This is a genomic window from Geoalkalibacter subterraneus, assembly GCF_000827125.1.
In the GTDB taxonomy this organism is placed as follows: Bacteria; Desulfobacterota; Desulfuromonadia; order Desulfuromonadales; family Geoalkalibacteraceae; genus Geoalkalibacter_A; species Geoalkalibacter_A subterraneus.
Genome location: NZ_CP010311.1, coordinates 2,298,431 through 2,324,790 on the forward strand (window position 1 = coordinate 2,298,431; position 26,360 = coordinate 2,324,790).

Consider the following 26,360-nt stretch of genomic DNA (forward strand, 5'->3'; position numbering starts at 1 on the left):
ACGCGTGACGGAGCGACACAACCCCTAATGAATCTCAATCTTTTTCCGTGATTTTTGTGCCTGTTCGGACTTGGGAAGCCTGACTTTGAGCACCCCCTTGCGATAAGTGGCTTCAATCTTGTCTTCCTCAACCTCCGCAGGCAGAGGAATCACGCGGTGGAAAGCCCCATAGCTGCTTTCCTTGTGGTAATAGTGCTCCTCTTTTTCCTCCTTTTCGCTCTTCTTTTCCCCGCGGATGACCAGGTTGCTGCCACTGAGAGTCAGGTCGAGATCCTTTTCATCGATACCGGGGATCTCAGCGGTAACCCGGATCTCCTTTTCGTTCTCCGATACATCGACGGTGGGAAAAAACCCTTCCCAGAGATCCTCGCCCGGGGCAAGATCTCCCCGCCCGAAACGCCTTTGAAAACGTTCCATCATGCGATTCATGTCGCGTTGAAGAGCCTGGAAGGGATTCTCTTCCTCACGTCCATGGGAGAGTTGTTGTTTTCTCCAGGGCATCATTTCTCTTAGAGCCATAACCCTCCTCCTTTCTGTTGTTCTTCTCGGCTTCCGTCCTTAAACAACGGCAATCGAATCAGTGATGAATTTCGATGCGACGCGGTTTGGCCGCTTCGGTTTTGGGCATCACCAGAGTCAGAACGCCATTCCTGAATTCTGCCGAAACCCGATCAACAGCAATTTGATCAGGGAGATGAAACTGTCGAAAATAGTGAGAGGGGGTAAACTCCCGCGACAGGGCATGGCCCTGTTCCGGATTGGCGACTTTGGCCTTCAGTGTCAGAATTCCCTGATCGAGATTGATGTCAAGTTGATCTTTATCCGCACCGGGAAGATCCGCCACCAGCGTCAGGTTATCCTCGGTTTCGAAGATGTCGACGGCTGGGCGTGCCGCATGCTCCCAGGGGCGTCCCTGCTCCTGTGTCGACGGTGAGGAACCCTGCCGCGTGACGGGGATGGTTCGTTTTTCCATAAGGCACCTCCTTAACGAGTTCAGGCAACAGATACATTAATTTTCTTCGGCTTGGCCTCTTCGGCTTTAGGCAACGTGACAGTCAGTATGCCGTTGTCGTACCGCGCCTTCGCCTTATTCGGGTCCACTGCCGACGGCAGTTCGACCGCCCGCAGAAAATGCCCCATGCCGCGCTCACGCCGATGCCAGGTTTTTTCATTTTCATCGCCTTGCTTGCGTTCCCCTGCAATGGTCAGGGTGCCTTTCATAATGTTGAGTTCGACATGCTGGGGATCCACACCGGGCATCAACGCCTGCACGTACAGATTATCATGGTCTTCGCCGAGGTTGATGGCCGGATACCGGGACGTGCCGATGCCCGGCAGAAAGCCGGGGACAGCCCGTCCCATGCCGAATCCACGAAAAGCATCGTCGATTTCGCGTCTCAGATTTTCCATTTCGCTGAAAATATCCGGATATGCCATGGTTTTCGCCTCCTTTCAGATGCAACGCCTTGAACCGACTGCAATGGGTTTCTCTGCTTCTTAATGTATCAGAATTTGAGATGATTTCAAAAACTGAGTCCAGAAAAAATGACGCACGTCCGGTCACCTTTTCCCCCTTCTTCAACCCTTTTATTGCAAATGCAGACACCTTCGCTAAAATAGACCGGCCCGGCGTCCAGCGCTTGTTTGCAACGGGCACCGGTTTCTTGGCTTTTTGAACAAAAAAATTACAGGAGAGTTTATGTCTGACCTTTTTGACGACGTCCGAATCGGCTCACTGATCATCCCCAACCGTTTGGTGCGCAGTGCCACCTGGGAGGGGATGTGCGAAAAAGACGGCACCCCCACAACCAAGCTTGAAAAATATTACGAAACTCTCGCTCGCGGGGGGATCGGTCTATTGATCTCCGGCTATGCGTTCGTGCGGGCCGACGGCAAGCAGCTGCCCGGCAAGATGGGAATCGATAGCGATGACAAGATTCCGGCGCTGCGCACATTGACATCCGCTGCGCGCAACAACGGCAGCCGCATATTCTGCCAGTTGGTTCATGCCGGCGGGCAGGCCAACGCCAAGGAAACCGGCTCCACACCTATGGCCCCTTCCGCGATAGAATCTTCCCTTTACCCGGTCACCCCAAAGGAAATGAGCGCCCAGGATATTGCCGAAATCATCCACGCCTTCGGCGAGGGGGCGCGCCGCGCCAAGGAGGCGGGCTTCGACGGCGTGCAGCTGCACGGCGCCCACGGATACCTGATCAACCAGTTTCTTTCCCCTTTGACCAATAAACGTACCGACCGGTACGGCGGCAGCCTTGAAGGTCGTGCCCAGTTCCTGAAAGAAGCCTTCGAAGCGGTGCGGGAAAAAGTCGGACTCGACTACCCTGTTGCGATCAAGCTGACGGCCTCCGACAACCTGGAGGGAGGCTTTTCCCTGGAAGACGCGGTCGAAATCTCTCGCATGTTGCAGAACCTGGGGATCGACGCCATCGAGGTCAGCTCCGGTACGGCCGCCTCCGGAGACCAGACCCCCGTGCGACAGGGAATCGACACCGAGGAGAAGGAAGCCTACAATGCAACCTATGCCGCTGCGATCAAAAAGTCAGTGAATCTGCCGGTCATGGTGGTCGGCGGCATCCGCTCCGGCACTGTTGCAAAGCGCATCCTGTCCGCCGGTCAGGCTGATTTTATCGCACTGTCCCGCCCCCTGATCCGAGAGCCCGACCTGCCAAGGCTGTGGCAAAATGACCCGCACCACCGCGCTCGCTGCATTTCCTGCAACGGCTGTTTCAAGCCCGGTTTGAAAGAAGGCGGTATCTATTGCGTTATCGATAAAATCGAGCAACAGGACCCGAATCCTGCGATCTGACAAATTGTCGCAACAGGTCTCATCACAAACCTTGAAAAAGCAAAACGATCTGATTATATTGGGGCGACCCCGAGGGGGCGCCCTTTTTTTATCTGCGATGGAGGACACCGTGGACAAGGAACTCACGGACAAGGAAAAAAGCATTCTTCTGAAAATCGCGCGACAGGCGATCGTTGACTACGTGACCAAAGGGGAGGCGCTCCCCGAACCGCGCGAGGAAAAATCCCTCAACCAGCGCAACGGATGCTTCGTCACCATCAAGCAGAACGGTCGGCTGCGTGGCTGTATCGGGAACTTTCAGTCCGAGCGCCCCCTTTTCAAAGAGGTGGCCGAAATGGCCATTTCCTCTGCCACCCGTGACCCGAGGTTCTATCCTCTGGGAAAGGAAGATCTCGACAACTTCTCCCTCGAGATCTCCGTTCTTTCCCCCCTCAAAAAGATTGACGACATTGAGGAGATCGAGGTTGGCCGGCACGGGATCTACCTGGAGAAAGGGTTCTACCGGGGGGTGCTTCTCCCCCAGGTCGCAACCGAGCATGGCTGGGACCGCACCACTTTTCTCAAGCAGACCTGCATCAAAGCGGGATTACCCACCCATGCCTGGCAAAGCGAGGACGCTGAAATTTACATCTTCAGCGCCCAGATATTCTCTGAGCAGGAATAGGTTTTATATTTACTTCTCCCTATCCCCGATCACCTGCACCAATTGCCCTACCCCGGAATCGATCACCCTTTCTTTTAGATGCGGCTTGTGTTTTTGAGACGTTTTCGGTTAGGATTCCCACTGTTCAGCAATACTTCTACCAAAAAAAGAAAGGATTTCACTCATGACCCAAGCCAAAATGGGCGACCGGGTAAAACTTCATTTCGTCGGGAAGCTCGACGATGGAACCATTTTCGAATCCAGCGAGGAATGCCTCGATGATGCCTGCGGGTGCGATGATCACGCCGAATCGGATTGCGGCTGCGGGCCTCAGCCTCTGGAATTCACGATCGGCGATGGCGATGTTTTCGCCGCGATTGAACAGGCCGTCATAGGCATGGCGCCGGGCGAAAAGCGCACCGTACGCTTGAGTGCCGAAGAGGCTTTCGGCGAGAGGGACGAAGACCTGATCTTCGAGATGTCGCGGGAGGAGCTTCCCGAAGGACTCGAGCCGGAAGAAGGCGAAGTTCTCGAACTCGGGGGAGAAAGCGAAGAAGAGGAAGGGTTCCCGGTCTGGGTTGCCCAGATCACCGATGACATGATCGTTTTTGACGGCAATCACCCTCTGGCCGGCAATGCCCTGAATTTCGACCTTGAACTTGTGGAGATCACGGGACAATAAGCCGCGGTCATTGAAGCACTGAGGTTAAAACCCGGGCAGAATCTGCGTGGTGCAGGTTCTGCCCGGGTTTTTCATTTCTGGCAGCGGGGACAGAAAAAGCTGGAACGCTGCCCGACCACTATTTTGCCGATCGGCTCTCCGCACGCCGGACAGGGCTGCCCCGCCCGCCCGTAAACCTTGAGTTCCTGTGCGAAGTATCCCGGCTGCCCCTGCCCGTCGACAAAATCCCGCAGAGAGGTGCCCCCGGCTTCGATTGCGCGGGTCAGGACATCTTTGATCGCAGCGGCCAATTTTTCAGCCAGCTTTTTGGTCAAACTGCCGGCCAGGCGGTCGGGACGAAGCCCTGCCTGAAATAAAGCCTCACTGGCGTAAATATTGCCGACGCCCACCACCACCCGCGCATCCATGATGAAATTTTTCAGGGGTATTTTTCGGCTGCGTGAACGGTGCCACAGATAGGCGCCGTCAAATTTATCCTCCAGCGGCTCTGCCCCGAGATGGCTCAACAGAGGATGCTCAAGGGGATCAGCCTCCGTCCACTCAACCAGGCCGAAACGCCGCGGATCACGGTAGCGCAGGCAGATTTCGCCCTCAAAAACAAGATCGATGTGATCATGTTTTTCTGCCCTGCCTCCATCGGTCAGGATACGCAGGCTGCCCGACATACCCAGATGCCAGATCAGGGTGCCGCGCTCGGTGTAGAAAAGAAGGTACTTGCCGCGGCGACCAACTTTCTGCACGGAAGCGCCGATGCATTCGTCCTGTAAAGCCTGGGGCACAGGGCGCCGCAGACGGGATTGCCGCACCGTGGCCTGACGAAGGGTGCGTCCGATAAGATGGGGCGCAAGTCCCCGTCGGATCGTCTCGACTTCCGGCAATTCAGGCACAACAAGCCCTCCACCCGCTGCGCATCAGAAAAAAACCTTATCGGTGAGGCGCTTAAAATCGCTGAAGTCGATCTCAGATGGATCGCCCGGGAAATCATCCTTCAGCATTTTCTGACTGCTGTGATACCGCCAACCCTGTGAGGTCGAGAAGAAGCGGCCCATTTCAACGGATTCAACCACTTCATCCGCAAGCTCGACGCTCTGGTGAAAGATCAGGTGATATTCTTCAGAGCTGAGCTGGCGTTCACGCAGAACGACGCACCGTCGGATTTTGAAATCCCGGCGCAGATGATTCCAGGCGTAGCGGATATATTCGTCACGTTCTGGAAATTGAGCGCGGAAAAAGGAATCCGGGTGGTAGCTGTCGTAGATCAGGCCGAACTCACCGAGACGGAAAGCTCTGACACGCAGTTCGATAATCTCGGCCGGAGCAGCCTTGTCCAGGGGGTTATCGGGGCTTGAATTGTTTTGAGAATCGGTCATTGCTTACAGCTCATTGTTTCAGGCGTGGATCGAGGGCATCGCGGATCCCCTCGCCCAACAGGTTGTATCCGAGAACAGTCAACAGGATGGCCATTCCGGGGAAAACAGAAAGCCACCACGCCGTTCCAAGAGTTTGCTTGCCGGTAATCAGCATGTTGCCCCAGGATGGGGTTGGAGGCTGTACACCGATGCCGAGAAACGACAGGGCGCTCTCGGTCAGAATCGCACCGGCCACGCCCAGAGTCGCCGAAACCAGCACCGGCGAGAGGGCATTGGGCAGGATATGACGAAAGATAATGCGTCCATCCGATGCGCCGAGTGCCTTGGCGGCAACCACGAAATCACGCTCCCGCAGGGAGAGAAATTCAGCCCGTACCAGCCGCGCCACACCCATCCAGCTGGTGAGGCCGATAATGATCATGATGTTCCAGATGGAGGGTTCGAGAAAAGCGATCACCGCCAGGATAAGAAAAAACGTCGGGAAACACAGCATGATATCAACAAACCGCATGATGAGGCTGTCCACCCACCGCCCGTAATACCCGGACAGAGCGCCGAGAAACACCCCGATCAATGTGGCCAGCCCGACTGCGACGAATCCCACCAGCAGTGAAATCCGTGCGCCATAAAGAATGCGCGCCAGAACATCACGCCCCAGGTCATCGGTTCCCAGAGGATGAGCGAGGCTCGGCGGTTCCAACTGGCGCACCACCTCGATGGCGGCAGGGTCGTGCCACAACGGGGCAATCGCCGCCAGCGCGAACATGAACAGCACAATGCCGGTGCCCGTCAGCGCCATGCGATTGCGCCTGAAACGCGGCCAGAAGACATCGCGCAGAAATGAGGCTTCCCCCTTGGCAACAGGTGCGCGGCCGGTCATCGCAGTTTTTCAACCTCCTCTCGTGACAGGATTCCCTTACGAAGCAGCAGATCGATCAGCCGCTGCAAACGGTCCGCTGCCGAACCTTTCTCTTCCCTTCCCTGTTTCGGCGTCGCATCATCGCTCTGCAGAATATCATCCAGGGCCTGCGCCAGGCTCTGTTCATCATCATTGCTCAGGGCAGGATAATAACGATCGATCGCATCCCGAATGCCTTTCTCCGTTTCCAGCGCAGGACGGACGCGGCAGCCGGTAATTGCCTCTAGCTCGTCGATAAGTTCCGGATTGGTCGGGTCGCTCATGGCCACCAGCAGATAAACGGTTCCCCCCGACTGCTTGCGGGCCACCGGGATCACGTTGTGCTGCCGCGCCTTCTGTTCCGGCAGGCAGGCAAACACCTCTTCAGCAATGCGCCGCTGTCCGACATCGACACGCATGAGCTTGAGCTGTTCCGCAAGAAAATCGAGCAGCGTCTCTTCCGAAATATACTTGAGGGTAATCAGCGCCGAACCGAGGCGGCCGCCGCTGTTGCGCTGATAAGACAGGGCCGAATTGAGCTGAAAACTATCAATCAGCCCGGCCTCCTTGAGCATTTCCCCCAGTTTCATCCCTTTTCTCGGTCGTAGCACGGTCGCTCCCCTTATCCGGCCTCTCATCCTGCCGAATCGTCTCAGTTGTTGCGGATGCGCGGGTCAGCCAGCGCATAGCTGACATCAGCAATCAGGTTGCCGATCAGAGTCAGGATCGCCCCCATCACCAAAACTCCCATAATGACCGGATAATCACGCATCATCACACTGTCGAAAAATAATTTTCCCATTCCGGGAATCGCAAAAATTGTCTCGAAAATAACGCTGCCGCCGATGAGTCCTGGCACCGAAAGCCCCAGAATCGTAATCACGGGCAGCAGTGCGTTGCGTAACGCGTGACGGTAAATCACCGTCCGCTCAGAAAGCCCCTTGGCCCGGGCGGTCAGAATATAGTCCTGCCGGATGACATCAAGCATATTGGAGCGCATATAGCGCGAAAAGCCCGCCAATCCGCCAAATGCGGAGACCAGGACCGGAAGAATCAGATGGTGAACGATGTCCCAGACCTGTGCAGCGGGACTCAAATAATCAAACCCCAGGGACTTGATGCCCGAGATGGGGAAAACTCCAAGGCGCGCGCCCAGAAAATCCATCAACAGAAGAGCAAGCCAGAATGAAGGCGTGGCAAAACCGACGAAAACGAAAATAGTGGTGGCGCGGTCAAACAGGCTGTTGCGCTTAACCGCCGATAGGACGCCGATCGGGGTGGCCACCAGAAGAATCAGCACAATGGACAAAACATTGATCGCGATAGTCACCGGCAGTCTTTCGGCAATTTTTTCTGCCACCGGTCGCCGGTCCTGAGAAAAGGAGTTACCGAAATCAAGCCGGGCCAGCCGGCTGAGCCACAGCCCGTACTGAGTCAACAGCGGCTTGTCCAGATCATACTGAGAGCGCAGCCGCTGCTTAAGCTCGACGCTCGCTTCAGGGTTGAGCTCAGTCTGCAGATCGGTCGGCTCGCCTGGTGCCAGATGGATCACAACGAAGGAAATAAGTGTGATCCCCAGCAACAGGGGCACCATCATCAGCAGGCGGCGAGCGAGATAATGCAGCATGATCCTATCCCAGTCTCTTAGCGGGTGTATTTGCGCAGTGCCTGCGGCACATACCATCGGATGAAATTATGCGTGATCCCCGCAGGTGCCGGCTCGATGCCATGCACACGGGCCGCAACCGCAGGGAGTGCATCAGGGACAAAAAGAAAAACATAAGGTTGTTCCTCCGCCAGGATTTCCTGGAACCGGTCATAGTAGGCCTTGCGCTGCTCCTGATCAAGGGTGCGCCGCCCCTTTTCCAGCAGTTCATCGACTTCGGCATTCTGAAAATTGATGAAATTAAGTTCCCCCGGGCGCGTCTTGCTGGAGTGCCAGACATTATAACCGTCCGGGTCCATGGGGATATTCCACCCCATGATCAATGCATCGAAATCACCGGGGTTGATAAATTCCTTGAGAAAGCTGGCCCACTCCACAACCCTGAGCTTGACGTCGATGCCGATATCGGCCAGACGCCGCTGAATGATTTCGCCCGCCTTGATCCGTGAATCATTGCCCTGATTGGTCATGAGGACAAAAGAAAAATCACGACCGTCTTTCTCCACCACGCCATCCCCGTCGCTGTCGCGCCAGCCGGCTTCAGCCAGCAGGGTTCGAGCCTGTTCCGGGTCATAAGCATAGCGTCTGACATCGGGATTATAGGGCCAGGTGCCCGGCTTGTAGGGGCCCGTGGCAATCTGCCCGAGGCCTAGAAGTACGCCGTCGACGATCTCCTGTTTGTTGATGGCGTGAGCAAAGGCCTGCCTCACCCGCTTATCCTGAAAAAGCGGGCGCCTCAGATTGAACCCCAGGTAGGTATAGCCAAAGGCAGGGTAGCGATATTTGTTGAAATTTCGCTTGAAAGCCGGCGTCTCCGTCTGTCGGGCGTACTGGATCGGGGTCAGGTCCATCATGTCAAGGCCGCCCGACTGCAGTTCAAGAAACATCGTGGATGGATCAGGGATGAAACGATACACCACTCTCTGGATGAAGGGCTCCCCCTCGAAATAATCTGGATTGGCCTTCAGTTCGATTTTTTCTCCAGTCTTCCACTCGACGAACCTGTAAGGGCCGGTCCCGACAGGTGAGCGTGACAGGGGACTTGCCGTCACGTCCTGCCCTTCCAGCAGATGGCGGGGGTGAATGCCCACCCCCCAGCTGATCAGGGCCGAGGCCAGCGGCTTTTCATAATGAACGCGAAATGTATGTGCATCCGGTGTCTCGGCTTTTGAAACCTGCATGTAGCGCTCGGCATACGCTGTCGGCGTATCGGGATCAACAAGAAGCTGATAGGTGAAAAGCACATCAGCGGAGGTAAAAGGTGTCCCGTCGTGCCAGCGCACCCCTTCACGCAAATGAAAGGTGATGGTCCGCCCGTCATCAGAGATTTCCCAGGAATGAGCCAGTTCGCCTTCAATGTTCAGATCCTTGTCGTAGCGCACCAGTCCGTTGTAAACCAGACCATTGATCGCTGACGACGCACCATCGGATGCGATAGCCGGAATCAGATTGCTCGGCTCTCCGATGGTTCCCTGAATCAGGGTTCCGCCAGGGGCGGGTACGGTCGAAATGCTTTTATCCGCAGCCTGCTCAACAGGCGCTTGCTCACAACCGCAGAGCAGCCCCAGCAATAACAGGCATATAAACGGAAATGACATCGATAATTCTCCTTACAATGACTTACATGTTCAAGGGAAAGGCAGGACTCTGACCCCGTCTGGAGGTGTCAGAGAGAACCGTTTCTCCGGAATATCGGGGTTGATTTCAGGTTCCCGGAATGAGAGCGATACGTTGGTTCGGTAAAAAGGCATATCGATCTCGATGGAAAGCGGAAAGGCGGGGCCGGATTCGGTAAAATTATCGTACTCAATCTGGAATTGCAGCTCATCATCGACAAAATAGCCCGTCTGCAGCATCCGCAGGCGATCATCGAACAACAGCGCCTGCCGCACCCCGTTATCTGCAAGCAGATCGAGGCGATACCCTGCCCCTTCAAGCGCTGCTCTGCGGACCTGGAAATCAATCATCAACGGATCATAGAGCATGATATGAACCAGATCGGTCAACCGCAAGGGAATCGGGATAAATCGCTGAAGGTTTTCAAGATCAGGTTCCCCGCGGTAAAACCTTCCCTTGCTCGGGATATAGGCATCAAGCTGCCGGCCGTTGGCCGCCGTCATCAACAGCGGGTTGCCGAAAGGGCTCAGCACTTCGGCACGAAACCGGTCGGGTTTCTGCACGAACAGCACCTGATTGGCGTTGATGTTCCGCTCGGGATGACTGATGCGAACCTTGGCCATGCCGCTGAGACTGTTAAAAGCGCCGGCCTGGGCTTCGATCCGCGCAAGCAGTCGATCCGCCATCCGTTCGGGTGATTCGATCGGGGCGACAGGGGGTCGCGAAGGCGGCGCAACCGGAGCGCAGCTGCTCAAAAATACGAGCCCAATCAACAGTATAAGAAATTTCACAATCCCTCCGGGGACAACTGATTCAGTTTTTCCCGCACCTGTTCGGCAGCGGGATCAATATCCAACGCACGCTGATAGGCTTGCTTCGCCTTTTCGAATTCCCCCAGGGTCTCCCACACCTCGCCAAGATGTTCCCACACAACGGGGTCTCCGGGGAGTTCACGGGAGGCTCGTTCCAGGTGCCGCAGCGCTTCACGCGGCTGGTCGAGACGGTAGTATATCCAGCCCACCGTATCGTGAATATAACCGAGATTTTTAAGAGAGAGCGCCTTTAAACCCAACTCAAGAGCTTCTTCAAGGTTCTGTTCAGTTTCGGCAAAATGGTAAGCCAGATAATTCAGCGCATCGGCATGATCGGGCTGGTCTTGAAGAGCCTGGCGCATTTCGTCAACGGCCTGCTCCCATTGTTCAAGCTTTCCGTAAAGGATGCCGATGCGATAGGAGAACTCCGCCTGGGCGCTCGAGGTGGTCTGCCGCCCCTGCTGTAATCGTCTGATCGCCTCCTCGTAATGGCCCTGTTCCTCCAGAAGCGATGCCAGGTAGATATAATACTGGTGGCGATCCGGCGCTTTCTCAACCGCTTCTTCCAACCGCAGGCGGGCAAGATCATTTTCACCAAGCCGCTGATGAAGGTAGCTCAGGTGAACCAATGCATCGGGATAGAGAACGGACTCCGGTGACACCCGGCTGAATGCGTCGATTGCATCCTCCCAACGCTGCTGCTCCTCAAGGGCAGATCCCAGATGGTACAGACTTTGGGAATGATCTGGTTTGTGCCGAAGAATCTCTCTAAAAGTGGATTCGGCAGCCTCCCAATTGCCCTGCTCCATCTCGATCAACCCCAGCTTGCGCATGGACTCGAGATGATCGGGGGACTGAGCCAGCATCCATTCAAGTTCCTGCCGCGCATCATTGAGTCGCCCCTGCCGAAGGAGGATTTCGACAAGCTGGTGGCGGACCTCGAACTGGCCGCTTTCATCCTTCAGACCTTGTCGCAGAACTTTTTCTGCTTCATCGCTGCGCCCCGATTCCATAAGCATTTCGGCCCATTCCCCATAGGTCTGAAAGAGATCGGGATGGCGTTTCAGGAGGTCCTGATATACAAGAGACGCGGACGAAACCAATCCGATTTCCCGATAGATGCGCGCCAGAGCCAAACGCGCATTGATTGTATCGGGGTCACGGGCAAGAATTCGCTTGAGGAGATCGGTCGCTTTTTCACTCTGCCCTGTCTGAACATAGGTCACGGCAAGATTGACTGCGACCTCTTCATGCTCCGGCTGCAGCTCAAGGACCCTTTCCATATGAGTGACCGCCTCAGAAAGACGCCCTCGCCGCATCTGGATATCTCCCAGAAGCATATGCGCCAGGACATTGTCCGGATCACGCACAAGAGCATCCTCGGCTGCCCGCACTGCCTTTTCAATTTCACCACGCCGCAGATGCAGGTGTGCGAGGTCAACCAGCACCTCGGAGTGTTCGTCGTCGAGGTCAGCCGCTTTTTCAAGGAAAACTGCAGCGGACTCCAGGTCGCCGGTTTTTTCTGCGTAGCGCCCTTTGAGATAGGCAGCAAAACCACGTGCACTACGATCATCCGTGCGAAGCCGGTGCTGAAAATCCTTCTGGGACGCTGTCGCCAGCGGGCCTGCCTGTTCATTTCCAGTGACCGTACCGAAACACCCGGTCAGTAAAAAAAACAGCAACCCGAACGTTGCGCTTTTAATCATGATCCCCGCCTTCGTTATGGGGGTCGAAACAATATCGTTTACCCCTCTGAATATCCGAGTCACTATACGTCAGGGGTCACAGACCGGTCAAATTCTTTCCCCCGGTCCGCCCCGGCTTTACACACCCCATCACTATGCTAAAGTTCTAAAGTAATTTCGCTGCTTATACGCACTTTATCGGAAATTCGTCGGTTGCCCCGCGGGGATCGACCCAGCAATTATGGAAAGAGCATGACCACCGAGTCCGTACACAAAGCCCTGATGCGGACAAGCACCTATCCGGAGACCACCTCTGAGGTGGCCTATATAGAGACTCACGTCTCCAAACTCTATTTAACCGATCAGTTCGTCTACAAACTCAAAAAACCTGTCAATTTCAAATTTCTTGACTTTACGACCTTGGACCGCCGCCGGTTTTACTGTGAGGAAGAGGTTCGTCTCAATCGCCGGTTTGCCCCTGACACGTACCTGGGGGTGATGGAAATTCGGGAGGACCACGGCCGCATCTCCATAGGCGGCCCGGGCACAACAATCGAATACGCCGTCAGAATGGTCCGTCTGCCTTTCGACCGCATGCTCGACCATCTCATCGACCGGCAAGCTAGCGAACTCCCCGGTCAAATAGATCGCCTGGCACCTTTACTTGCGCGCCTGGAGGATGAATCGCCTGTCTGCCAGCGCAACGGGGGCCGAAATAATTTTGACGCGGTGTGCGGCAACTGGCAGGAAAATTTCGAACAGATGACGCCTTTTATCGGCCAGACTCTGTCAGCCGAAGCCGAAGGTATCTGCCGTCGCTATGTCGAGAAATTCCTGCAGGAACACGAAGAACTTCTCCTGCACCGTGAAGATGAGGGGTTTGTCCGCGAGGGCCATGGCGATCTGCATGCCGAGCACATCTGCCTGACCGACACGATCCGGATTTATGACTGTATCGAATTCAATCGACGTTTTCGAGTGGCCGATGTCGCCGCTGACCTGGCCTTCCTGCTGATGGATCTGGAATATCGTCAACGCCGCGACCTTTCAACCCGTCTCTTGTCCGGCTACCGCGCTCATGCCAGGCCCGATCCGGATTTACCCGGACTTCTCGAATTTTACAAAATCTATCGCGCTTATGTGCGCGGCAAAGTTCAGACATTTCTTCAGGCGGACGCACAGGCCCAGGATGCAACCCGTCGTGAAGCACGCCTTTGTGCCTGCCGCTATTTCAACCTGGCCCTGGGCTACCTGCTCCCATCCTCTCTGATCCTGGTCGGCGGATTGATGGGAACAGGCAAGTCAACGCTTGCGCTGGAACTTTCTCGTGCCAGTGATGCAACCCTGCTTCGCTCCGACGTGGTACGCAAGCATCTCGCCGGCCTGCACGAATCGACTCCGGCGCCCGCAGAGTTCGCACAGGGCATCTACACCCCGGAGTGGAATCGCCGGGTCTATAACGAAATGCTGCGACAGACCGAAGCGCTGTTGAGCGAGGGCAGGAGCGTCATCGTGGACGCCAGCTTCTCCAGAAAACAGGATCGCGTCCAGTTCCAGGAGCTGGCCCGCCGGATGCAGAAGCCGTCCCTGTTTATTCATCTCGCCTGCGACACCGAAACCCTGGGACGCCGATTGCAGCAACGCCGGCAAGATCCCCATGAAGTTTCGGACGGCCGGCAGGAATTGCTGGCGGATCAGATGGCACACTTTCAACAACCCGGGGAAGAAGAATGCATCCTTTCCCTTGATGGCGCGCACGACCCGTGTCAGAATGCCCAGAGCGTTTTATGCGAAATCCTTTCCCGAAAGGACCCTACGGCATGAAAGATCCCAAACCTCCACAAATTCGCGAAGCCTGGGTGCTTTTTTTCGTTATGGGAATGATTATGATTAATTATCCGTTCATCCATATTTTCAATAAAGACATCACCATTTTCGGGATCCCCCTGCTGGTTTTTTATTTTCTGGTCGGGTGGCCGCTCTCCATACTCGTCGTGGCGATCTTTGCCCATGTCCTCGAAAACGCCCCTCTAGACCAGTAGCGCCGTATGATTCCGATTCAGACCGTCGCCCTTATTACGCTGACCTACTTCGCGCTGCTTTTCTTCGTGGCGTATTATGCCGACAAACGGAGGCAGGCCGGGCGCAGCATCATTTCCAATTCACACATCTACTCGCTCTCCCTGGCCGTCTACGTGACCACGTGGACCTTTTACGGCAGTGTCGGCCGTGCAGCCACCTCGGGACTCGATTTTCTGCCCGTCTACCTGGGCCCGACCCTCATAGCGTTTACCTGGTGGTTTCTGCTGCGCAAGATGGTACGTGTCAGCAAGGAGCAGAATATCGTTAGCATTGCCGACTTTATCTCCAGCCGTTACGGTAAATCATCGATTCTCGGTGCGATCGTTACCCTGTTTGCCGTAGTAGGGATCATGCCCTACATCGCGCTGCAGCTTAAAGCGGTGGCGCGCACTTTCGAGATCCTGACAACCCCCGCTGACGGAACTCCGGTGGAGGGCGCCCTGCTGGCGACCCTCCCCCCGTACATTGATACGGCCTTTATCGTTGCAGTGGTCCTGGCACTGTTCGGCGTACTGTTCGGAGCCAGGCGCCTTGACGCCGCTGAGCGGCACGAAGGTCTGGTCGCGGCAATCGCGCTTGAATCCCTGGTTAAAATCATTGCCTTCATGGCGGTCGGTATTTTCGTCACCTATGGGCTGTTCGACGGGTTCGGGGACATCTTCACACGCTTTGCCGCAACCTTCCCGGATCGCCAGTATCTCCTGCAGCTCGGCACCGATCAGGTGCCCTACGCCAAGTGGTTTACGGTCACGTTCATCTCCATGATGGCGGTCATGTTCCTGCCCCGCCAGTTTCACATCATGGTCATTGAAAACTCGGATGAAAATCATATCCGTAAGGCCATGTGGCGTTTTCCGCTCTACATGTTCATGATCAACCTGTTCGTCATTCCCATTGCCCTTGGAGGGCTTCTCCTGACCGGAGGCGATACTTCCGCAGCAGATTATTTTGTTCTATTCATTCCCCATGAAGCAGGGCAAACCTGGTTGGCCATGCTGATTTTTCTGGGCGGATTCTCCGGTGCGGCCGGCATGGTGATGGTCAGTTCCGTGGCGCTGGCAACGATGATTCTCAACCACCTGGTCATGCCCATCATCATCCGCCTGCACATTCATGCCGCCGATCTTTCCGGCTTTCTGGTCAATGTCAAGCGACTGGCCATTGTCGCCGTCATTTTCCAGGGCTACCTGTACTACAAGGTCATCGGCGACTCACTGGCGCTGGTCAACATCGGATTGATCTCCTTTGTCGCCGCGACCCAATTTGCACCTGCAGTCATTGGCGGTCTTTACTGGAAGCGGGGCAATGTCAAGGGAGCAACTGCCGGGATTCTTCTTGGCTTCTGTGTTTGGTTTTACACCCTGCTGGTTCCCTCCTTCGTACGGTCCGGCTGGCTGAAGACCGATATCATGGAAAAAGGTCTTTTTGATCTGGCCATCCTTCGTCCCACCGAACTTTTCGGCCTCAGCGGCTTTGATGCCCTGACCCATTCCCTCTTCTGGAGCCTGTTCTTCAACCTGAGTGCTTACCTCGTTCTCTCCCTGTTCTGCCGCCGCCATTCCATCGAGCAGGAGCAGGCAGAGAAATTCGTCGACGCATACGGCTATAAGGATAAAGAGCAGGAACGCCAACGCATCAGCAAGGCTCCGACGGTCATGGAATTTGTCGACCTGATGGCCAAATTTATCGGAGAAAAGCAGGCCCATTCAGCGATATCAGAGTATCTCGGCAATAGCGAAATAGACGAACGGGGCAGTCTTTCCGAATACGACCTGCCACACTTGAAGCGTTTCACGGAACGAACCCTTGCCGGTTCAGTCGGCGCGGCGCCCGCACGCATTATTATCGACAACTACCTGTCTGCACGCGGCAGCAAAATGGAGGATGTTTTTGACATTTTCGGCTCTGTTACTCTGAGCCGCACCACCAGCCGCGAACAGCTCGGCGTCCTTTATGAAGCAGCCCGGATCGTCGCCAGCGGTCGCAACCTCGACGACATTCTTGAAGATATTCTCGACCTGTTGACCCAGCAGTTCAAATTCGACCTCTGCGTCATCCGCATTATTGACGAAGACAGCAACACCCTCGTGGTGCGCTGTCAGAAAGGGATGACCTCACAACATCTGGGAGAATCCGAACGTGACATTTCCCGCGAGACCTACATTGGTGAAGCTTTTCTGACCAACTCGGTCATCAAGGTTAACGATACCGATTTTCTTGACAAACCCCAATCCGCCCAGATTATCCATCGCGAGGGGATCAAATCCTTCGCCCACGCGCCCATTACCATCGAGGGCCAGCCGATAGGGGTTCTCTCCGCCTTCTCCCGCTCGGTCAAAGGCATCTTTACCGATGAATTCATTGAACTTTTCCGAAGCCTTGCAGGCCAGATCGGCATCGCCTGGCGAAATGCCATGCAGACCAAGGAACTGATCGAAGCACGCGGGCGCGAGCGCGAGATGGAGATTGCGAAAAATATACAGATGAGTCTGCTGCCCACCCATGTTCCCAAAATCGAAGGGATCACGCTGGCCGGCATGTGCGTGCCGGCGCGGCAGGTCGGTGGCGATTATTATGATTTCCTGGTGCGCGGGGAAAATGGCCTGGATATCGTCATCGCCGATGTCTCGGGGCACAACGTCGGCGCGGCACTGCTTATGGCAGAAACCCGGGCATTTATTCAGGCCCGCGCCGACGGCCTCGGCACCCCTGCCGAAATCCTCGATTCACTCAACCGTTTCTTTTATGAAGATCTGACCCGCACCGAATTGTTCATCACCATGTTCTACCTGCATTATGATGCCGCGGATCGCAAGATTCTGTATGCCAATGCCGGGCATAATCCTCCCCTGCTCTGGCGTTCGGAAAGCAACACCTGCGAGTGGCTTGATGCGGAAGGGTTGATCCTGGGCGTCAAACCCTCGGTTGAATTTATCGAAATCAGAGACCAGTTGCATCCTGGCGATATGGTTTTACTCTATACGGACGGCATCACCGAAGCGGAAAACGACCGGGGGGAATTTTTCGGTCGTGAGCGACTCTGCGGTCTGCTCAATGAAAACTCCGACGATGATCCGAAAAAGGTCCTCAACATGCTGCTTGACCAGGTGCGACTTTTTACCGGTGTTCAACATTTTACTGACGACGTAACCATGGCAATCATGAAAATACAAAAATGATTTTTAAATCAAAAGGGTCGTGGCGCCCTCGACAGGGTTATGATATTGTTGGGATTGAGCGAAATTAACTTGGATTCCTATTCAATGACATGATGAATAAGTAAAGGAGATGCAACATGGTTTTGAAAATCGAGGAAAAAGATGATGTGGTCCTCATGCTTGTCAAGGAAGAGCGTCTTGATGCCCATAACAGCGGCGAGCTTAAAAATCAGATGCTGAGCCTTTTTGAAGAAGGCAAGAACCACATTGTAATCGATCTGCAGGATGTGCGCTTCATTGACTCGTCGGGACTTGGCGCCCTTGTTTCCGGTTTTAAAAACGCCAGCGCCCGCAATGGCAATTTGAAACTGTGTGGTCTGCAGCCGCAGGTCAAATCCATGTTCGAACTGACCCGCCTGCATCGCGTTTTTGAAATCTTCTCGGGTGTTGACGAAGCTCTGGCGAGTTTCTAACGGTCTTTCGGGGGCCCTATGAGAGACGAACAGATCGAGGTGGACATCAAAGTCCCCAACCAGACCCGATACCTGAGCCTCATCGGGAAAATCGGCGAGGACATTGCCCGAACACTCAAGAAGTACAAGGGAGATCGGGAGGAGCTTGCCTATCACATCAATCTGGTGTTGACCGAATCCATGACCAACGCCATCCGGCATGCCCATGAAGGCGACCCAAGCAAAGAAGTCCACATCACCATCAGCATCCTGGACAACATTCTGTCCATAAAGGTGTACGATCAGGGACAGGGTTTCGACATCAGCACGATTCCGACGCCAAAGTTTCGCTGTCTCGAAGAACACGGGCGCGGCGTGTTCATTATTCACACCCTGATGGACAGCGTAACCTACCGTAAATACAACGGCGGACATGTGCTTGAAATGGTCAAGGCACTGGGGGGTAATTTCTTTATCCCGCAAACGATGGATCAGACAAACCAGTTCGGCATGTGACGCCACCCGCTGGTTGCTGCCGAAATCACCTTTGTAGGCAACAAACGAGACCCGCGCTCTTCTGACGGCGTCTAAATCAAGCGACGAGTCTCCCACAAAGAGCATCTCATGGGCCTGGCGGTCAAGACGACGGCCGACCTCATGCAGTACATCCGGCCAGGGCTTAGGGTACGCGACATCTTTCCTCGTAACCACCGTAGAAAAATACTGCCGCACACCGAAATGGCTCAGCAGATCGAAGGCACTCAGCCCGCGGTTGGTGGCTAATGCCAGCGAAAAATCGACAGCCAATTCCTCCAGCGCCTCGGCGAGACCGGGTTCCATCGTCAGATATGGAATAAATTGCCTGTAATCCAAGGTGGCGGCGTAAGCCAAAGCCTCCCCTGCGTGATCCGCCCCCAGCAACTCCTTAAGAACCTGATCGCTTGAAGCGGTATGGCAAAGGGTGCTTTTACTCTGGTCGTCAGCAGTGATCGGAGCCACCCCGAAATGCTCAAGAATCGTATTGTAGTAGGCAAGGTTGGCCTGTTTGCTTTCAAACAGAACGCCATCACAGTCAAAAACGATTGTCTGTAGCTCGGTCATCACATTTTCCTTTGCTGCTGCAAGAGCCACAATATTCCGCCGAGGCCAACAAGCATCATCGGTACGGACAGCAATTGTCCCATGGTCGCCCCACCCCATAAGAATCCAAGATGCATGTCCGGCTCACGGAAAAATTCCACCAGGAATCTGAACCCGCCATAGAGCATTAGAAATGCGAAGAGCGGGAGCCCTGCAGAAACTTTTTTGCGATGCAACCCGTAAAGGATGGCAAAAAGAACAGCCCCTTCCAGAATGGCTTCATACAGTTGGCTGGGGTGCCGCGGCAGCGCACCAGCGCCTGGGAAGACCATCCCCCAGGGGACATCGGTGACCCTTCCCCAGAGTTCCGCATTTATAAAGTTGCCCATGCGGCCGAAGCCGAGCCCGGGGGCAGCGGAAGTCACAAGAATATCGGCGGTGAGCAGAAAAGGAAGATCACGCCGTCGGATAAAAAAAAGCGCGGCGACAACGACCCCGAGCAATCCGCCATGAAAACTCATCCCTCCTTCCCAGACAGAAAAAATTTCCAGGGGATGTTCCAGGTAGAATGCGAGATTATAAAAGAGAACGTAACCAAGACGCCCACCAAGGATAACACCGACGACGCAATAAAAAAGAAGATCGCTCACCCCGTCTTTGGACAAAGACAGGCCGCGCCTGCGGCTGAGGTGAAGAATCAGAAAATAAGCGCACGCGAATCCGAGAAGATACATCAGTCCGTACCAGCGCACTGCCAGTGGGCCGATTTCAAAAATAACCGGATCGATATCAGGATAAGTCAACATGGGTATCATCCATTTCAAGCTTTTGCATGGTTCGGGCATCCCCGAAAGACTCTTCATCGAGAAAATTTACCAGAGAAGTCATATCGGGATGAACTGGTGCCACCAGAGACAGGAGGTTTGCCTCCACCGGATGGACGACCTGCAATCGCCAGGAATGCAGCATCTGGCGGGGAACCTCCCTGCCGGAAAGCAATGAAGACCCGCCGTAGCGCACGTCTCCGACCAGCGGATGCCCTTTTTCAGTCAGATGAGCGCGTATCTGATGAGACCGACCGGTGGGAATGGTCACTGCGAGCAGAGCACAGTCGGCGGCAGGCCAGGTTTGTACAACCCGGAAATGGGTCAAGGCATCCTTGCCCCCTTTGGGTACTGAGCGAACAAGGTTGTCGCGCCGCGATCGCGCGAGCATGGAGTGGATTGTACCGTCCTGTTGAGAAGGCACACCATGAACCAGGGCCAGATAGACTTTTTTGACTTCACGCTCCCGCACTGCCAGGGTCAATCCTTTGTGAGCACGGCGGTGAATGGAGAAAACAAGGACACCGGACGTATCCCGGTCCAGGCGCTGCGCCATCCCGAGTTCAGGATCGTGGCGGGGGCGCCTGGGATCATGCAGAAAATTTTTGATCGCTTCATAAAGCGTCCCCTTGTAACGGGCATGAGTGGGCTGCGTATCGACCCCCGAGGGTTTATTAATCGCCAGCAGATAAGGGTCGCGGTAAAGAAGATGGCTATCGCTGAGCACAAAAGGCTCGAGAGGCAGACCATCCAGGTGAACTTCTATGGCGTCCCCTGCCCGTACGGTATAGGAGCAGCGGCGACTGCGGCGACCGGAGATATGCACCCCGCCAAGATCGAGGATTTTGCGTGCATGGGAACGCGAAAAATCGTCGATAACCGCGGCCAGAAACTGATCGATTCGCATCCCGTCATTATCATCGGAAACAACGAGACGATAAAGGCGACGAAGATTGCCACTCAAAATAAAATCCTTCCACACCAAAAAAAGAACCCTGACGCTTGACAGCCCCTTCAAGCGTGATATTCATAAAAGCAAACGCTCTTTGAAATTGTTTCTGGAATGAGGGAAAGCCTCTTTGCAGCAGCGACCAACATAAGCCGAAACAACGACCGGACGCAAGGTCATGGTGAGCCAGCCCGCCCCGTAGCGGGACGCCTGAAGTGGCCCTTCGGTTGAATGCTTTTAAAGGTCAAGGTCGCAATTCGAAGCTTGCTTTCTTTATTCCGGAGACAGTCAGGCAATCGGCGAGGCATGGTCCAACGATCCGATCCGTAAGGACGAAACCGCGTGCCATATCGACCCAGGAGTCAACAAGCTCGTACATACGGTGGTCCGCAGCGAGCATCTGATGTCAGCTTGAATGAACCCGAGGTCGGCGGTCGAAAAAGCGTGAGCCATGGTATCCTTGCCGATTGCTGTATTGAAAAAAGCCCCGGGTGTTATGCACCACGGGGCTTTTTTATCTGCAAAAAAACTGGAGTCATTGATCAAAAATGTGATGACCGAGGATAAAGCAGGTGAAGGTGCCCTGAAAAACCTTTTGATCACCAACCGAGACGGAACATTCAACCTGCCGTTTTTTATCCTCGGCAAGCTGAACCTCTGCCCTGGCCACGAGAGCTTCCCCGACCTTGACCGGACCAGTGAAACGAACCTGGGCAGCGCCGAGCACGACATTGGGGTCATTGACAGCCAACATGGCGGCATAATCGGCCAGACCAAAGGTAAATCCACCGTGAACCAGGTCACGTTCATCAGCCGCCATGACGGGCTGGGTAACCAGCTGAGCAACCGCGGTACCTTCACCAACCTCAAGAGGCTCCCCTACCAGCGAAGGATCAATCTTTAAGTGAGATTGGCCCGCATCCCCGATCGCTCAACAGGCACCGTTGTTGACGCGTTCACGCAGCTCTTTTCCGGTTTTAAAGAAGGGCGTTTTTTTCGGCGGAATTTTAACCAGGTCGCCGCTCTTGGGATTTCTCGCCTCGCGTGCATCTCGCTCACGAATCGTGAATGACCCGAACCCCCGGATCTCCACCCGATCTCCGTCGATCAGAGCATCGCTGATACTATCGAAAATGGTGTTGATGACCAGTTCCGCCTCTTTTTTACTCAACATGGTATTCACAACGGACAACTGCTCAATCAGCTCACTTTTTGTCATGCTGCAAACCTCCTAACTTTAAAGGCCATTCCATCGGTACTGCAATCCAGGAAAAATTTCCTGCCGCAATTGTCCCATGGTTTCCTGGATGAGAAATTCGACCAGTCGTGGTTTTTCTTTTTCAGGGTAAACCAGTTGCGGCTCGCCCTCAACACCGGAAAGTTCCGCCGCAAGATCAACGGCAACCTGAAGATTACCGAGTCGATCAATCAACCCGAGATCTAAAGCCTGTTTTCCGGTATAGATCCGCCCATCTGCCAATTGCGCCGCCACCGTGCGCTCCATGTCCCGTCCTTCGGCAACGGCATCAATAAACTGATTATGAACGTCTTGAATAAGATTTTGAAGAATAACCCGATCAGATTCGTCCATAGGTCGTACCGGAGAGCCAATGTCTTTATGAGGGCCGCTTTTGATCACGTTGGTTTTCAAGCCGACCTTGTCGAGAAGATCCTCGATATTGGTGAACTCCATAATCACGCCGATACTGCCCGTAATGCTGCCGGGATTGGCGACAATGGAGCTGGCAGGCGCTGCGATGTAGTATCCGCCGGATGCAGCGACAGAGGCCATGGAGACAACGACAGGCTTTTCTTTGACGGTTTTCGCGACCTCATCGTGAATTTCCTGGGAAGGCCCTACTCCGCCCCCCGGTGAATCAACGCGCAGTACAATAGCCTTGATGGAGGGGTCTTCTCGAAAACGTATAAGGTCACGATTGAGTTTGTCTGAAGAAACGATCGGCCCCAGGACCTGGACCACACCGATGCGGTCCCCTGACGGAAAAGGTATGGATCGTCCTGTCAGGTGAGTAAACACCAGAATCAGGATAAAAAAGACAATGAAAATGGCGCCGAATGTAGCGAGCGCCATCAAAAAGGGGCGTTTTTTATTCATGTGGTTTCGGATGAAATTCGGGCCCTCGAATAGGTATTCGAGGGCCCGTGGGTGGTATCCGAGAAAACTTAGTCGTTCTGGTCTTCGTCGGGAGTTCTGTTCTTCATTGCCCCTTGAAGCAATTCGCCAAGGCTGGAAGTTGCTTCACGCTGAGCACCGAGGAAGGCATCGACTTCAGCTTTTTCTTTCTGATCGGAGAGCTTTTTGATGGACAGGCCGATCTTGCGATCGTCATTGTCCACGTTGAGAACGACAGCTTCAAGCTCGTCTCCAACGTTGGCAAAGCTCTTGGGTGAATCGATCTTATCCTTGCTGATTTCGGAAACGTGAATCAGCCCCTCGATCCCTTCTTCGATCTCAAGGAAGATGCCGAAGTCCGTCACCGAGGTCACTTTGCCCTTGACGATGGTGCCGGGGCGGTAACGCTGCGGGATGGTCTCCCAGGGGTCGGATGCCAGCTGCTTGATCCCCAGAGAGAAGCGCTCATTTTCACGATCGATATTGAGCACCACTGCCTTGACGGTGTCACCCTTCTTGAAGACTTCGGAGGGGTGCTTGATGCGCTTGACCCATGACAGGTCCGAAATATGCACAAGCCCGTCGATTCCTTCATCGACACCGACAAAAATACCGAAATCAGTGATATTCTTGACTTGGCCTTCGATAATGGTGCCCACCGGAAATTTCTCACCGATGACATCCCAGGGGTTGGGTTCGATCTGCTTGAGCCCCAGGGAGATGCGACGATTGTCAGCGTCGACCGCAAGAACGACCGATTCAACCTCATCACCGATATTGAGCAGCTTGTTGGGATGCTTGATGCGCTTGGTCCAGCTCATTTCGGAGACATGGATAAGCCCTTCGACACCCTCTTCAAGTTCGACAAATGCGCCGTAATCGGTAAGACTGACGACCTTGCCTTTGACGCGCTCGCCCACCGGGAATTTGTCCGCAGCGGACTCCCAGGGGTCAGGCGTAATCTGCTTGAGACCCAGAGAAACGCGCTCTTTCTCCTGGTCGTACTTGAGCACCTTGACATTGATCTTGTCGCCCACGGCCAGAATGTCGGAGGGGTGATTGACCCGCCCCCAGGACATATCGGTAATGTGCAGCAACCCATCAATGCCGCCGAGATCGATAAACGCGCCGTAATCGGTGAGGTTCTTGACGATACCTTCAACCACCTTGCTTTCTTCGAGATTCTCGAGCGTTTCACCACGCATGCGCTCGCGCTCGTCTTCAAGAAGGACCCGGCGGGACAACACGATATTGCCGCGACGCTTGTTGAGCTTGATAATCTTGAATTCGAAAGTTTCCCCGATCAGCTTCTCCAGATTGCGTACGGGACGCAGGTCCACCTGGGAGCCGGGAAGGAATGCGTTGACTCCGATATCGACAGAAAGACCGCCTTTGATCCGGGAAACGATCCGCCCCTCGACAATGGCTTCCTCTTCCAGGCCGTTCCAGACTTTCTGCTGGTCAGCCTTGCGTTTGGACAGCCTTACAAGCCCCGTTTCATTGTCGGTGCCTTCAAACAGCACGTCGAACTCGTAGTCGACATCGACTTTGTCAGCATCCTCGCCGAATTCGACAAGCGGTATAATCCCTTCGGATTTGTAGCCGACATCGACCACGACCGAATCCGGAGTACGCTGAACAACGGTTCCCTTGACAACCTCACCGGGCTTGAGTGCCTTGTGGGTGCTATCGAGAAGCTCGGCGAAGCTCTCCATATCTTCGTCGTTCTCGATGAAATCTTCTTCTTCCTGGTTAATCGTTTCCTTGTTTTCGACCATTAAAGCGGTTCCCCCTAGCGATTTTCCTGCCGCCTTCCGGCAGGTTTTCCTTTGTTGCTGGATAATAGGAAGGGAAAATATCACAAAGCCACCCAAAAAACAAACTCTTATTTTAATCAAGAGAAAGCTCAGGATTCTCTGGACATCCCTTCGACTTTACGAATGACTTCATCAATCAACCAACCAGGCGTTGAGGCGCCAGCCGTCAGGCCAACGGTTTCAACACCTTTGAACCATTGAGGCTCAAGCTGGTCGGCGGTTTCGACATGATGAACCCGCGGCTGAATCTCTCGGCAGAGCTGCGCCAGGCGCGTAGTGTTGGCGCTGTTGAACCCTCCGATGACCAGGACCAGGTCACTTTTGCGGGCAAGTTCCCGTGCTTCTTCCTGGCGAACGCTGGTGGCATCGCAGATCGTATTAAAAACACGCAATTCCTGGCATTTATCAAGGCATGCCCCGGCGACATCACGCAGGTTGTCCAGCGACTGTGTGGTCTGCGCAACCACTCCAATCCGCTTCCGGGCGGGGATGCGGGCGGCATCCTCGCGGGTGCCGACCACAACAACCTCAGCGCCCTCTGCATAAGAAACAATCCCCTGCACTTCGGGGTGCTCATTTTCGCCGACGATGACGACCGTGTAGCCGTCACGGGCCAGACGCGCAGCACGGTCCTGGGCGCTTTTTACAAACGGGCAGGTTGCATCAACGGTTTCCAGGCCACGATCGGAGATATCCGCCAACTCGCCGCTGGTCACACCGTGAGACCGGATGATGACCGCACCGTGCCGGATCTCGTCCACATCGCGCACGACTTCGACCCCTTTTTCCTCAAGTCGCTTGACCAGCTGGGGCGAATGAATAATCGGCCCAAGTGAACAGATGCCGTCATGCGAATCTGCCGCTTCAAACGCCATCTGGGTAGCACGCTTGACGCCGAAACAGAAACCGGCGCTGCGGGCGAGCAGAATTTTCATACGCTTTCTCCCTGCAGGCATCCGGAATCCCTGTCGAGAGAGCGAACCCGCCGGGCCATCATCTCAACCACCTGTTCAATGGTCATGTCGGTGGAATCCACCAGAATGGCGTCCTCAGCCTGGGTCAGCGGAGAATGCTGCCGGGAGCTGTCAGCCTGATCGCGGGAGATAACCTCGTCGATTGTCTGCTGCAGATCCACTTCATGGCCCTGTTCACGCAATTCGCGATAACGCCGAGCGCCCCTTTCCTGCGCCGAGGCGGTAAGAAAAAATTTAATCCCGGCGTCGGGAAACACAACGCTGCCGATATCACGCCCTTCGAGCACGACACCGCCCTCGCGCCCCATCTCCCTCTGCATGGCCACCATCTTTTCTCGCACCGCAGCAACGGAAGAGACCCGCGAGGTCAGCAGACTCACAGCCGGGGTACGGATCTCCCCGCTGACATCCTCTCCATCAAGAATGACTCGCTGCTGCCCATCCTGGCGTTTGAAATCTATCTTAACCCGTTCACACAGCTCTGCAAGTGCAGCTTCGTCTTCAGGGTCAATCCCCCGGCGCAAAGCGGCCAGGGCGATACAGCGATACATGGCACCGGTGTCGATATGAGTGAAATTCAACCGCCGTGCAAGCATTCGGCTGATGGTGCTTTTACCGGCTCCCGAGGGACCGTCGATGGCGACAATGGGAAAACTGTCAGGAGTCTTCTTCATCTTTAACCTGTATAAATAG

General features: G+C 54.8%; 28 protein-coding genes and 1 pseudogene. 9 read left to right on the forward strand and 20 right to left on the reverse strand.

Annotated features, from left to right (window positions below; all coding sequences use genetic code 11):
- Positions 1-24: 24 nt before the first annotated feature.
- Genes GSUB_RS10655 through GSUB_RS10665 form a run of 3 tightly spaced genes read right to left on the reverse strand, consistent with a single transcriptional unit; the run spans position 25 to position 1,437 of the window.
- Positions 25-519 (reverse strand): Hsp20/alpha crystallin family protein, encoded by a 495-nt coding sequence (locus GSUB_RS10655; protein ID WP_040200747.1) that lies wholly within the window; start codon positions 517-519, stop codon positions 25-27.
- 58 nt (positions 520-577) lie between these two features.
- A complete protein-coding gene (locus tag GSUB_RS10660) occupies positions 578-973 on the reverse strand; it encodes an Hsp20/alpha crystallin family protein (protein ID WP_040200749.1) in 396 nt (131 codons plus the stop codon).
- A gap of 20 nt (positions 974-993) precedes the next feature.
- Positions 994-1,437, reverse strand: coding sequence for an Hsp20/alpha crystallin family protein (locus GSUB_RS10665; protein WP_040200751.1), 444 nt, complete (start codon positions 1,435-1,437; stop codon positions 994-996).
- 29 nt (positions 1,438-1,466) lie between these two features.
- Between GSUB_RS10665 and GSUB_RS19105 the strand changes: the two genes are divergently transcribed.
- From GSUB_RS19105 to GSUB_RS10680, 4 genes are all read left to right on the forward strand, one after another.
- Positions 1,467-1,676 carry a hypothetical protein gene (locus tag GSUB_RS19105; RefSeq protein ID WP_158414075.1) on the forward strand — a complete coding sequence of 70 codons (210 nt, stop codon included), beginning with the start codon at positions 1,467-1,469 and terminating at the stop codon, positions 1,674-1,676.
- A 23-nt stretch (positions 1,677-1,699) separates the two neighbouring features.
- Positions 1,700-2,824 carry an NADH:flavin oxidoreductase gene (locus GSUB_RS10670; protein ID WP_040200752.1) on the forward strand — a complete coding sequence of 375 codons (1,125 nt, stop codon included), beginning with the start codon at positions 1,700-1,702 and terminating at the stop codon, positions 2,822-2,824.
- A gap of 109 nt (positions 2,825-2,933) precedes the next feature.
- A complete protein-coding gene (gene amrA, locus GSUB_RS10675; protein ID WP_040202398.1) occupies positions 2,934-3,488 on the forward strand; it encodes an AmmeMemoRadiSam system protein A in 555 nt (184 codons plus the stop codon).
- A gap of 163 nt (positions 3,489-3,651) precedes the next feature.
- Complete coding sequence (locus GSUB_RS10680; RefSeq protein ID WP_040200753.1) at positions 3,652-4,149, forward strand: FKBP-type peptidyl-prolyl cis-trans isomerase; 498 nt, start codon at positions 3,652-3,654, stop codon at positions 4,147-4,149.
- A 71-nt stretch (positions 4,150-4,220) separates the two neighbouring features.
- Here GSUB_RS10680 and mutM read toward each other — a convergent pair whose 3' ends face one another.
- From mutM to GSUB_RS10720, 8 genes are read right to left on the reverse strand one after another with little or no spacing between them, the layout of a single operon-like run.
- Positions 4,221-5,036: a bifunctional DNA-formamidopyrimidine glycosylase/DNA-(apurinic or apyrimidinic site) lyase gene (gene mutM, locus GSUB_RS10685; protein ID WP_040200755.1), complete on the reverse strand. Its 816-nt coding sequence runs from the start codon at positions 5,034-5,036 to the stop codon at positions 4,221-4,223.
- 24 nt (positions 5,037-5,060) lie between these two features.
- Positions 5,061-5,519, reverse strand: coding sequence for a hypothetical protein (locus tag GSUB_RS10690; protein WP_040200756.1), 459 nt, complete (start codon positions 5,517-5,519; stop codon positions 5,061-5,063).
- A gap of 10 nt (positions 5,520-5,529) precedes the next feature.
- Entirely contained in the window at positions 5,530-6,399 is an 870-nt protein-coding gene (locus GSUB_RS10695) for an ABC transporter permease (RefSeq protein WP_052464859.1), read from the reverse strand.
- Complete coding sequence (locus GSUB_RS10700; RefSeq protein WP_158414076.1) at positions 6,396-7,028, reverse strand: cyclic di-GMP-binding domain-containing protein, MshE-related; 633 nt, start codon at positions 7,026-7,028, stop codon at positions 6,396-6,398. Before GSUB_RS10700 ends, GSUB_RS10695 begins: the two co-directional genes overlap by 4 nt.
- A gap of 41 nt (positions 7,029-7,069) precedes the next feature.
- Complete coding sequence (locus GSUB_RS10705; RefSeq protein WP_040200759.1) at positions 7,070-8,044, reverse strand: ABC transporter permease; 975 nt, start codon at positions 8,042-8,044, stop codon at positions 7,070-7,072.
- A gap of 17 nt (positions 8,045-8,061) precedes the next feature.
- Positions 8,062-9,681 carry a peptide-binding protein gene (locus GSUB_RS10710; protein WP_040200761.1) on the reverse strand — a complete coding sequence of 540 codons (1,620 nt, stop codon included), beginning with the start codon at positions 9,679-9,681 and terminating at the stop codon, positions 8,062-8,064.
- Between the two features lie 30 nt (positions 9,682-9,711).
- On the reverse strand, positions 9,712-10,491 hold the full coding sequence (locus GSUB_RS10715) for a LolA family protein (RefSeq protein WP_040200763.1): 780 nt from the start codon (positions 10,489-10,491) through the stop codon (positions 9,712-9,714).
- Positions 10,488-12,218 (reverse strand): tetratricopeptide repeat protein, encoded by a 1,731-nt coding sequence (locus GSUB_RS10720; RefSeq protein ID WP_040200764.1) that lies wholly within the window; start codon positions 12,216-12,218, stop codon positions 10,488-10,490. The genes GSUB_RS10715 and GSUB_RS10720 overlap by 4 nt, the downstream gene beginning before the upstream one ends.
- Before the next feature lie 231 nt (positions 12,219-12,449).
- On the opposite strand from GSUB_RS10720, the gene GSUB_RS10725 reads away from it, so the two are divergent.
- The 5 genes from GSUB_RS10725 (at position 12,450) to GSUB_RS10745 (ending at position 18,405) form a co-directional block, all read left to right on the forward strand.
- Positions 12,450-14,021 (forward strand): bifunctional aminoglycoside phosphotransferase/ATP-binding protein, encoded by a 1,572-nt coding sequence (locus tag GSUB_RS10725; RefSeq protein WP_052464860.1) that lies wholly within the window; start codon positions 12,450-12,452, stop codon positions 14,019-14,021.
- The gene (locus GSUB_RS10730; RefSeq protein ID WP_040200765.1) at positions 14,018-14,239 is read left to right on the forward strand and encodes a hypothetical protein; all 222 of its coding nucleotides are present in this window, start codon (positions 14,018-14,020) and stop codon (positions 14,237-14,239) included. Before GSUB_RS10725 ends, GSUB_RS10730 begins: the two co-directional genes overlap by 4 nt.
- Positions 14,240-14,245: 6 nt before the next feature.
- The gene (locus GSUB_RS10735) at positions 14,246-17,458 is read left to right on the forward strand and encodes a sodium:solute symporter family transporter (protein WP_040200767.1); all 3,213 of its coding nucleotides are present in this window, start codon (positions 14,246-14,248) and stop codon (positions 17,456-17,458) included.
- A gap of 116 nt (positions 17,459-17,574) precedes the next feature.
- Positions 17,575-17,910, forward strand: coding sequence for an STAS domain-containing protein (locus GSUB_RS10740; protein WP_040200769.1), 336 nt, complete (start codon positions 17,575-17,577; stop codon positions 17,908-17,910).
- An 18-nt stretch (positions 17,911-17,928) separates the two neighbouring features.
- Positions 17,929-18,405, forward strand: coding sequence for an ATP-binding protein (locus GSUB_RS10745; RefSeq protein WP_040200770.1), 477 nt, complete (start codon positions 17,929-17,931; stop codon positions 18,403-18,405).
- Positions 18,406-18,453: 48 nt separating this feature from the next.
- On the opposite strand, the pseudogene GSUB_RS18660 reads toward GSUB_RS10745, so the two are convergent.
- From GSUB_RS18660 to cmk, 9 genes and pseudogenes are all read right to left on the reverse strand, one after another.
- Positions 18,454-19,089 (reverse strand): annotated as a pseudogene (locus GSUB_RS18660) (HAD family hydrolase); the annotation flags it as partial.
- Positions 18,990-19,772: a prolipoprotein diacylglyceryl transferase gene (lgt, locus tag GSUB_RS10750; RefSeq protein ID WP_162483925.1), complete on the reverse strand. Its 783-nt coding sequence runs from the start codon at positions 19,770-19,772 to the stop codon at positions 18,990-18,992. The gene lgt and the pseudogene GSUB_RS18660, both read right to left, overlap by 100 nt.
- Positions 19,759-20,757: an RluA family pseudouridine synthase gene (locus GSUB_RS10755; protein WP_144402002.1), complete on the reverse strand. Its 999-nt coding sequence runs from the start codon at positions 20,755-20,757 to the stop codon at positions 19,759-19,761. Before GSUB_RS10755 ends, lgt begins: the two co-directional genes overlap by 14 nt.
- Before the next feature lie 520 nt (positions 20,758-21,277).
- Positions 21,278-21,562 (reverse strand): MaoC/PaaZ C-terminal domain-containing protein, encoded by a 285-nt coding sequence (locus GSUB_RS18665; protein WP_084211957.1) that lies wholly within the window; start codon positions 21,560-21,562, stop codon positions 21,278-21,280.
- Positions 21,563-21,673: 111 nt separating this feature from the next.
- Positions 21,674-21,961, reverse strand: coding sequence for an integration host factor subunit beta (locus GSUB_RS10765; RefSeq protein WP_040200774.1), 288 nt, complete (start codon positions 21,959-21,961; stop codon positions 21,674-21,676).
- 18 nt (positions 21,962-21,979) lie between these two features.
- Complete coding sequence (gene sppA, locus GSUB_RS10770) at positions 21,980-22,858, reverse strand: signal peptide peptidase SppA (protein ID WP_040200775.1); 879 nt, start codon at positions 22,856-22,858, stop codon at positions 21,980-21,982.
- Positions 22,859-22,926: 68 nt separating this feature from the next.
- Positions 22,927-24,654 (reverse strand): 30S ribosomal protein S1, encoded by a 1,728-nt coding sequence (locus GSUB_RS10775; RefSeq protein WP_040200777.1) that lies wholly within the window; start codon positions 24,652-24,654, stop codon positions 22,927-22,929.
- Positions 24,655-24,782: 128 nt separating this feature from the next.
- Positions 24,783-25,628 carry a 4-hydroxy-3-methylbut-2-enyl diphosphate reductase gene (gene ispH, locus GSUB_RS10780; protein WP_040200779.1) on the reverse strand — a complete coding sequence of 282 codons (846 nt, stop codon included), beginning with the start codon at positions 25,626-25,628 and terminating at the stop codon, positions 24,783-24,785.
- Positions 25,625-26,341, reverse strand: coding sequence for a (d)CMP kinase (gene cmk, locus GSUB_RS10785; RefSeq protein WP_040200780.1), 717 nt, complete (start codon positions 26,339-26,341; stop codon positions 25,625-25,627). Before cmk ends, ispH begins: the two co-directional genes overlap by 4 nt.
- Between the last annotated feature and the right edge of the window lie 19 nt (positions 26,342-26,360).

Excerpts from the sequence above, each read along its gene's own strand:
- GSUB_RS10655 (WP_040200747.1), bottom strand. The coding sequence starts at position 519 with ATGGCTCTAAGAGAAATGATGCCCTGGAGAAAACAACAACTCTCCCAT.
- GSUB_RS10660 (WP_040200749.1), bottom strand. The coding sequence starts at position 973 with ATGGAAAAACGAACCATCCCCGTCACGCGGCAGGGTTCCTCACCGTCG.
- GSUB_RS10665 (WP_040200751.1), bottom strand. The coding sequence starts at position 1,437 with ATGGCATATCCGGATATTTTCAGCGAAATGGAAAATCTGAGACGCGAA.
- GSUB_RS10670 (WP_040200752.1), top strand. The coding sequence starts at position 1,700 with ATGTCTGACCTTTTTGACGACGTCCGAATCGGCTCACTGATCATCCCC.
- GSUB_RS10680 (WP_040200753.1), top strand. The coding sequence starts at position 3,652 with ATGACCCAAGCCAAAATGGGCGACCGGGTAAAACTTCATTTCGTCGGG.
- GSUB_RS10690 (WP_040200756.1), bottom strand. The coding sequence starts at position 5,519 with ATGACCGATTCTCAAAACAATTCAAGCCCCGATAACCCCCTGGACAAG.
- GSUB_RS10695 (WP_052464859.1), bottom strand. The coding sequence starts at position 6,399 with ATGACCGGCCGCGCACCTGTTGCCAAGGGGGAAGCCTCATTTCTGCGC.
- GSUB_RS10705 (WP_040200759.1), bottom strand. The coding sequence starts at position 8,044 with ATGCTGCATTATCTCGCTCGCCGCCTGCTGATGATGGTGCCCCTGTTG.
- GSUB_RS10710 (WP_040200761.1), bottom strand. The coding sequence starts at position 9,681 with ATGTCATTTCCGTTTATATGCCTGTTATTGCTGGGGCTGCTCTGCGGT.
- GSUB_RS10720 (WP_040200764.1), bottom strand. The coding sequence starts at position 12,218 with ATGATTAAAAGCGCAACGTTCGGGTTGCTGTTTTTTTTACTGACCGGG.
- GSUB_RS10725 (WP_052464860.1), top strand. The coding sequence starts at position 12,450 with ATGACCACCGAGTCCGTACACAAAGCCCTGATGCGGACAAGCACCTAT.
- GSUB_RS10730 (WP_040200765.1), top strand. The coding sequence starts at position 14,018 with ATGAAAGATCCCAAACCTCCACAAATTCGCGAAGCCTGGGTGCTTTTT.
- GSUB_RS10735 (WP_040200767.1), top strand. The coding sequence starts at position 14,246 with ATGATTCCGATTCAGACCGTCGCCCTTATTACGCTGACCTACTTCGCG.
- GSUB_RS10740 (WP_040200769.1), top strand. The coding sequence starts at position 17,575 with ATGGTTTTGAAAATCGAGGAAAAAGATGATGTGGTCCTCATGCTTGTC.
- GSUB_RS10745 (WP_040200770.1), top strand. The coding sequence starts at position 17,929 with ATGAGAGACGAACAGATCGAGGTGGACATCAAAGTCCCCAACCAGACC.
- GSUB_RS18665 (WP_084211957.1), bottom strand. The coding sequence starts at position 21,562 with ATGGCGGCTGATGAACGTGACCTGGTTCACGGTGGATTTACCTTTGGT.
- GSUB_RS10765 (WP_040200774.1), bottom strand. The coding sequence starts at position 21,961 with ATGACAAAAAGTGAGCTGATTGAGCAGTTGTCCGTTGTGAATACCATG.
- sppA (WP_040200775.1), bottom strand. The coding sequence starts at position 22,858 with ATGAATAAAAAACGCCCCTTTTTGATGGCGCTCGCTACATTCGGCGCC.
- GSUB_RS10775 (WP_040200777.1), bottom strand. The coding sequence starts at position 24,654 with ATGGTCGAAAACAAGGAAACGATTAACCAGGAAGAAGAAGATTTCATC.
- ispH (WP_040200779.1), bottom strand. The coding sequence starts at position 25,628 with ATGAAAATTCTGCTCGCCCGCAGCGCCGGTTTCTGTTTCGGCGTCAAG.
- cmk (WP_040200780.1), bottom strand. The coding sequence starts at position 26,341 with ATGAAGAAGACTCCTGACAGTTTTCCCATTGTCGCCATCGACGGTCCC.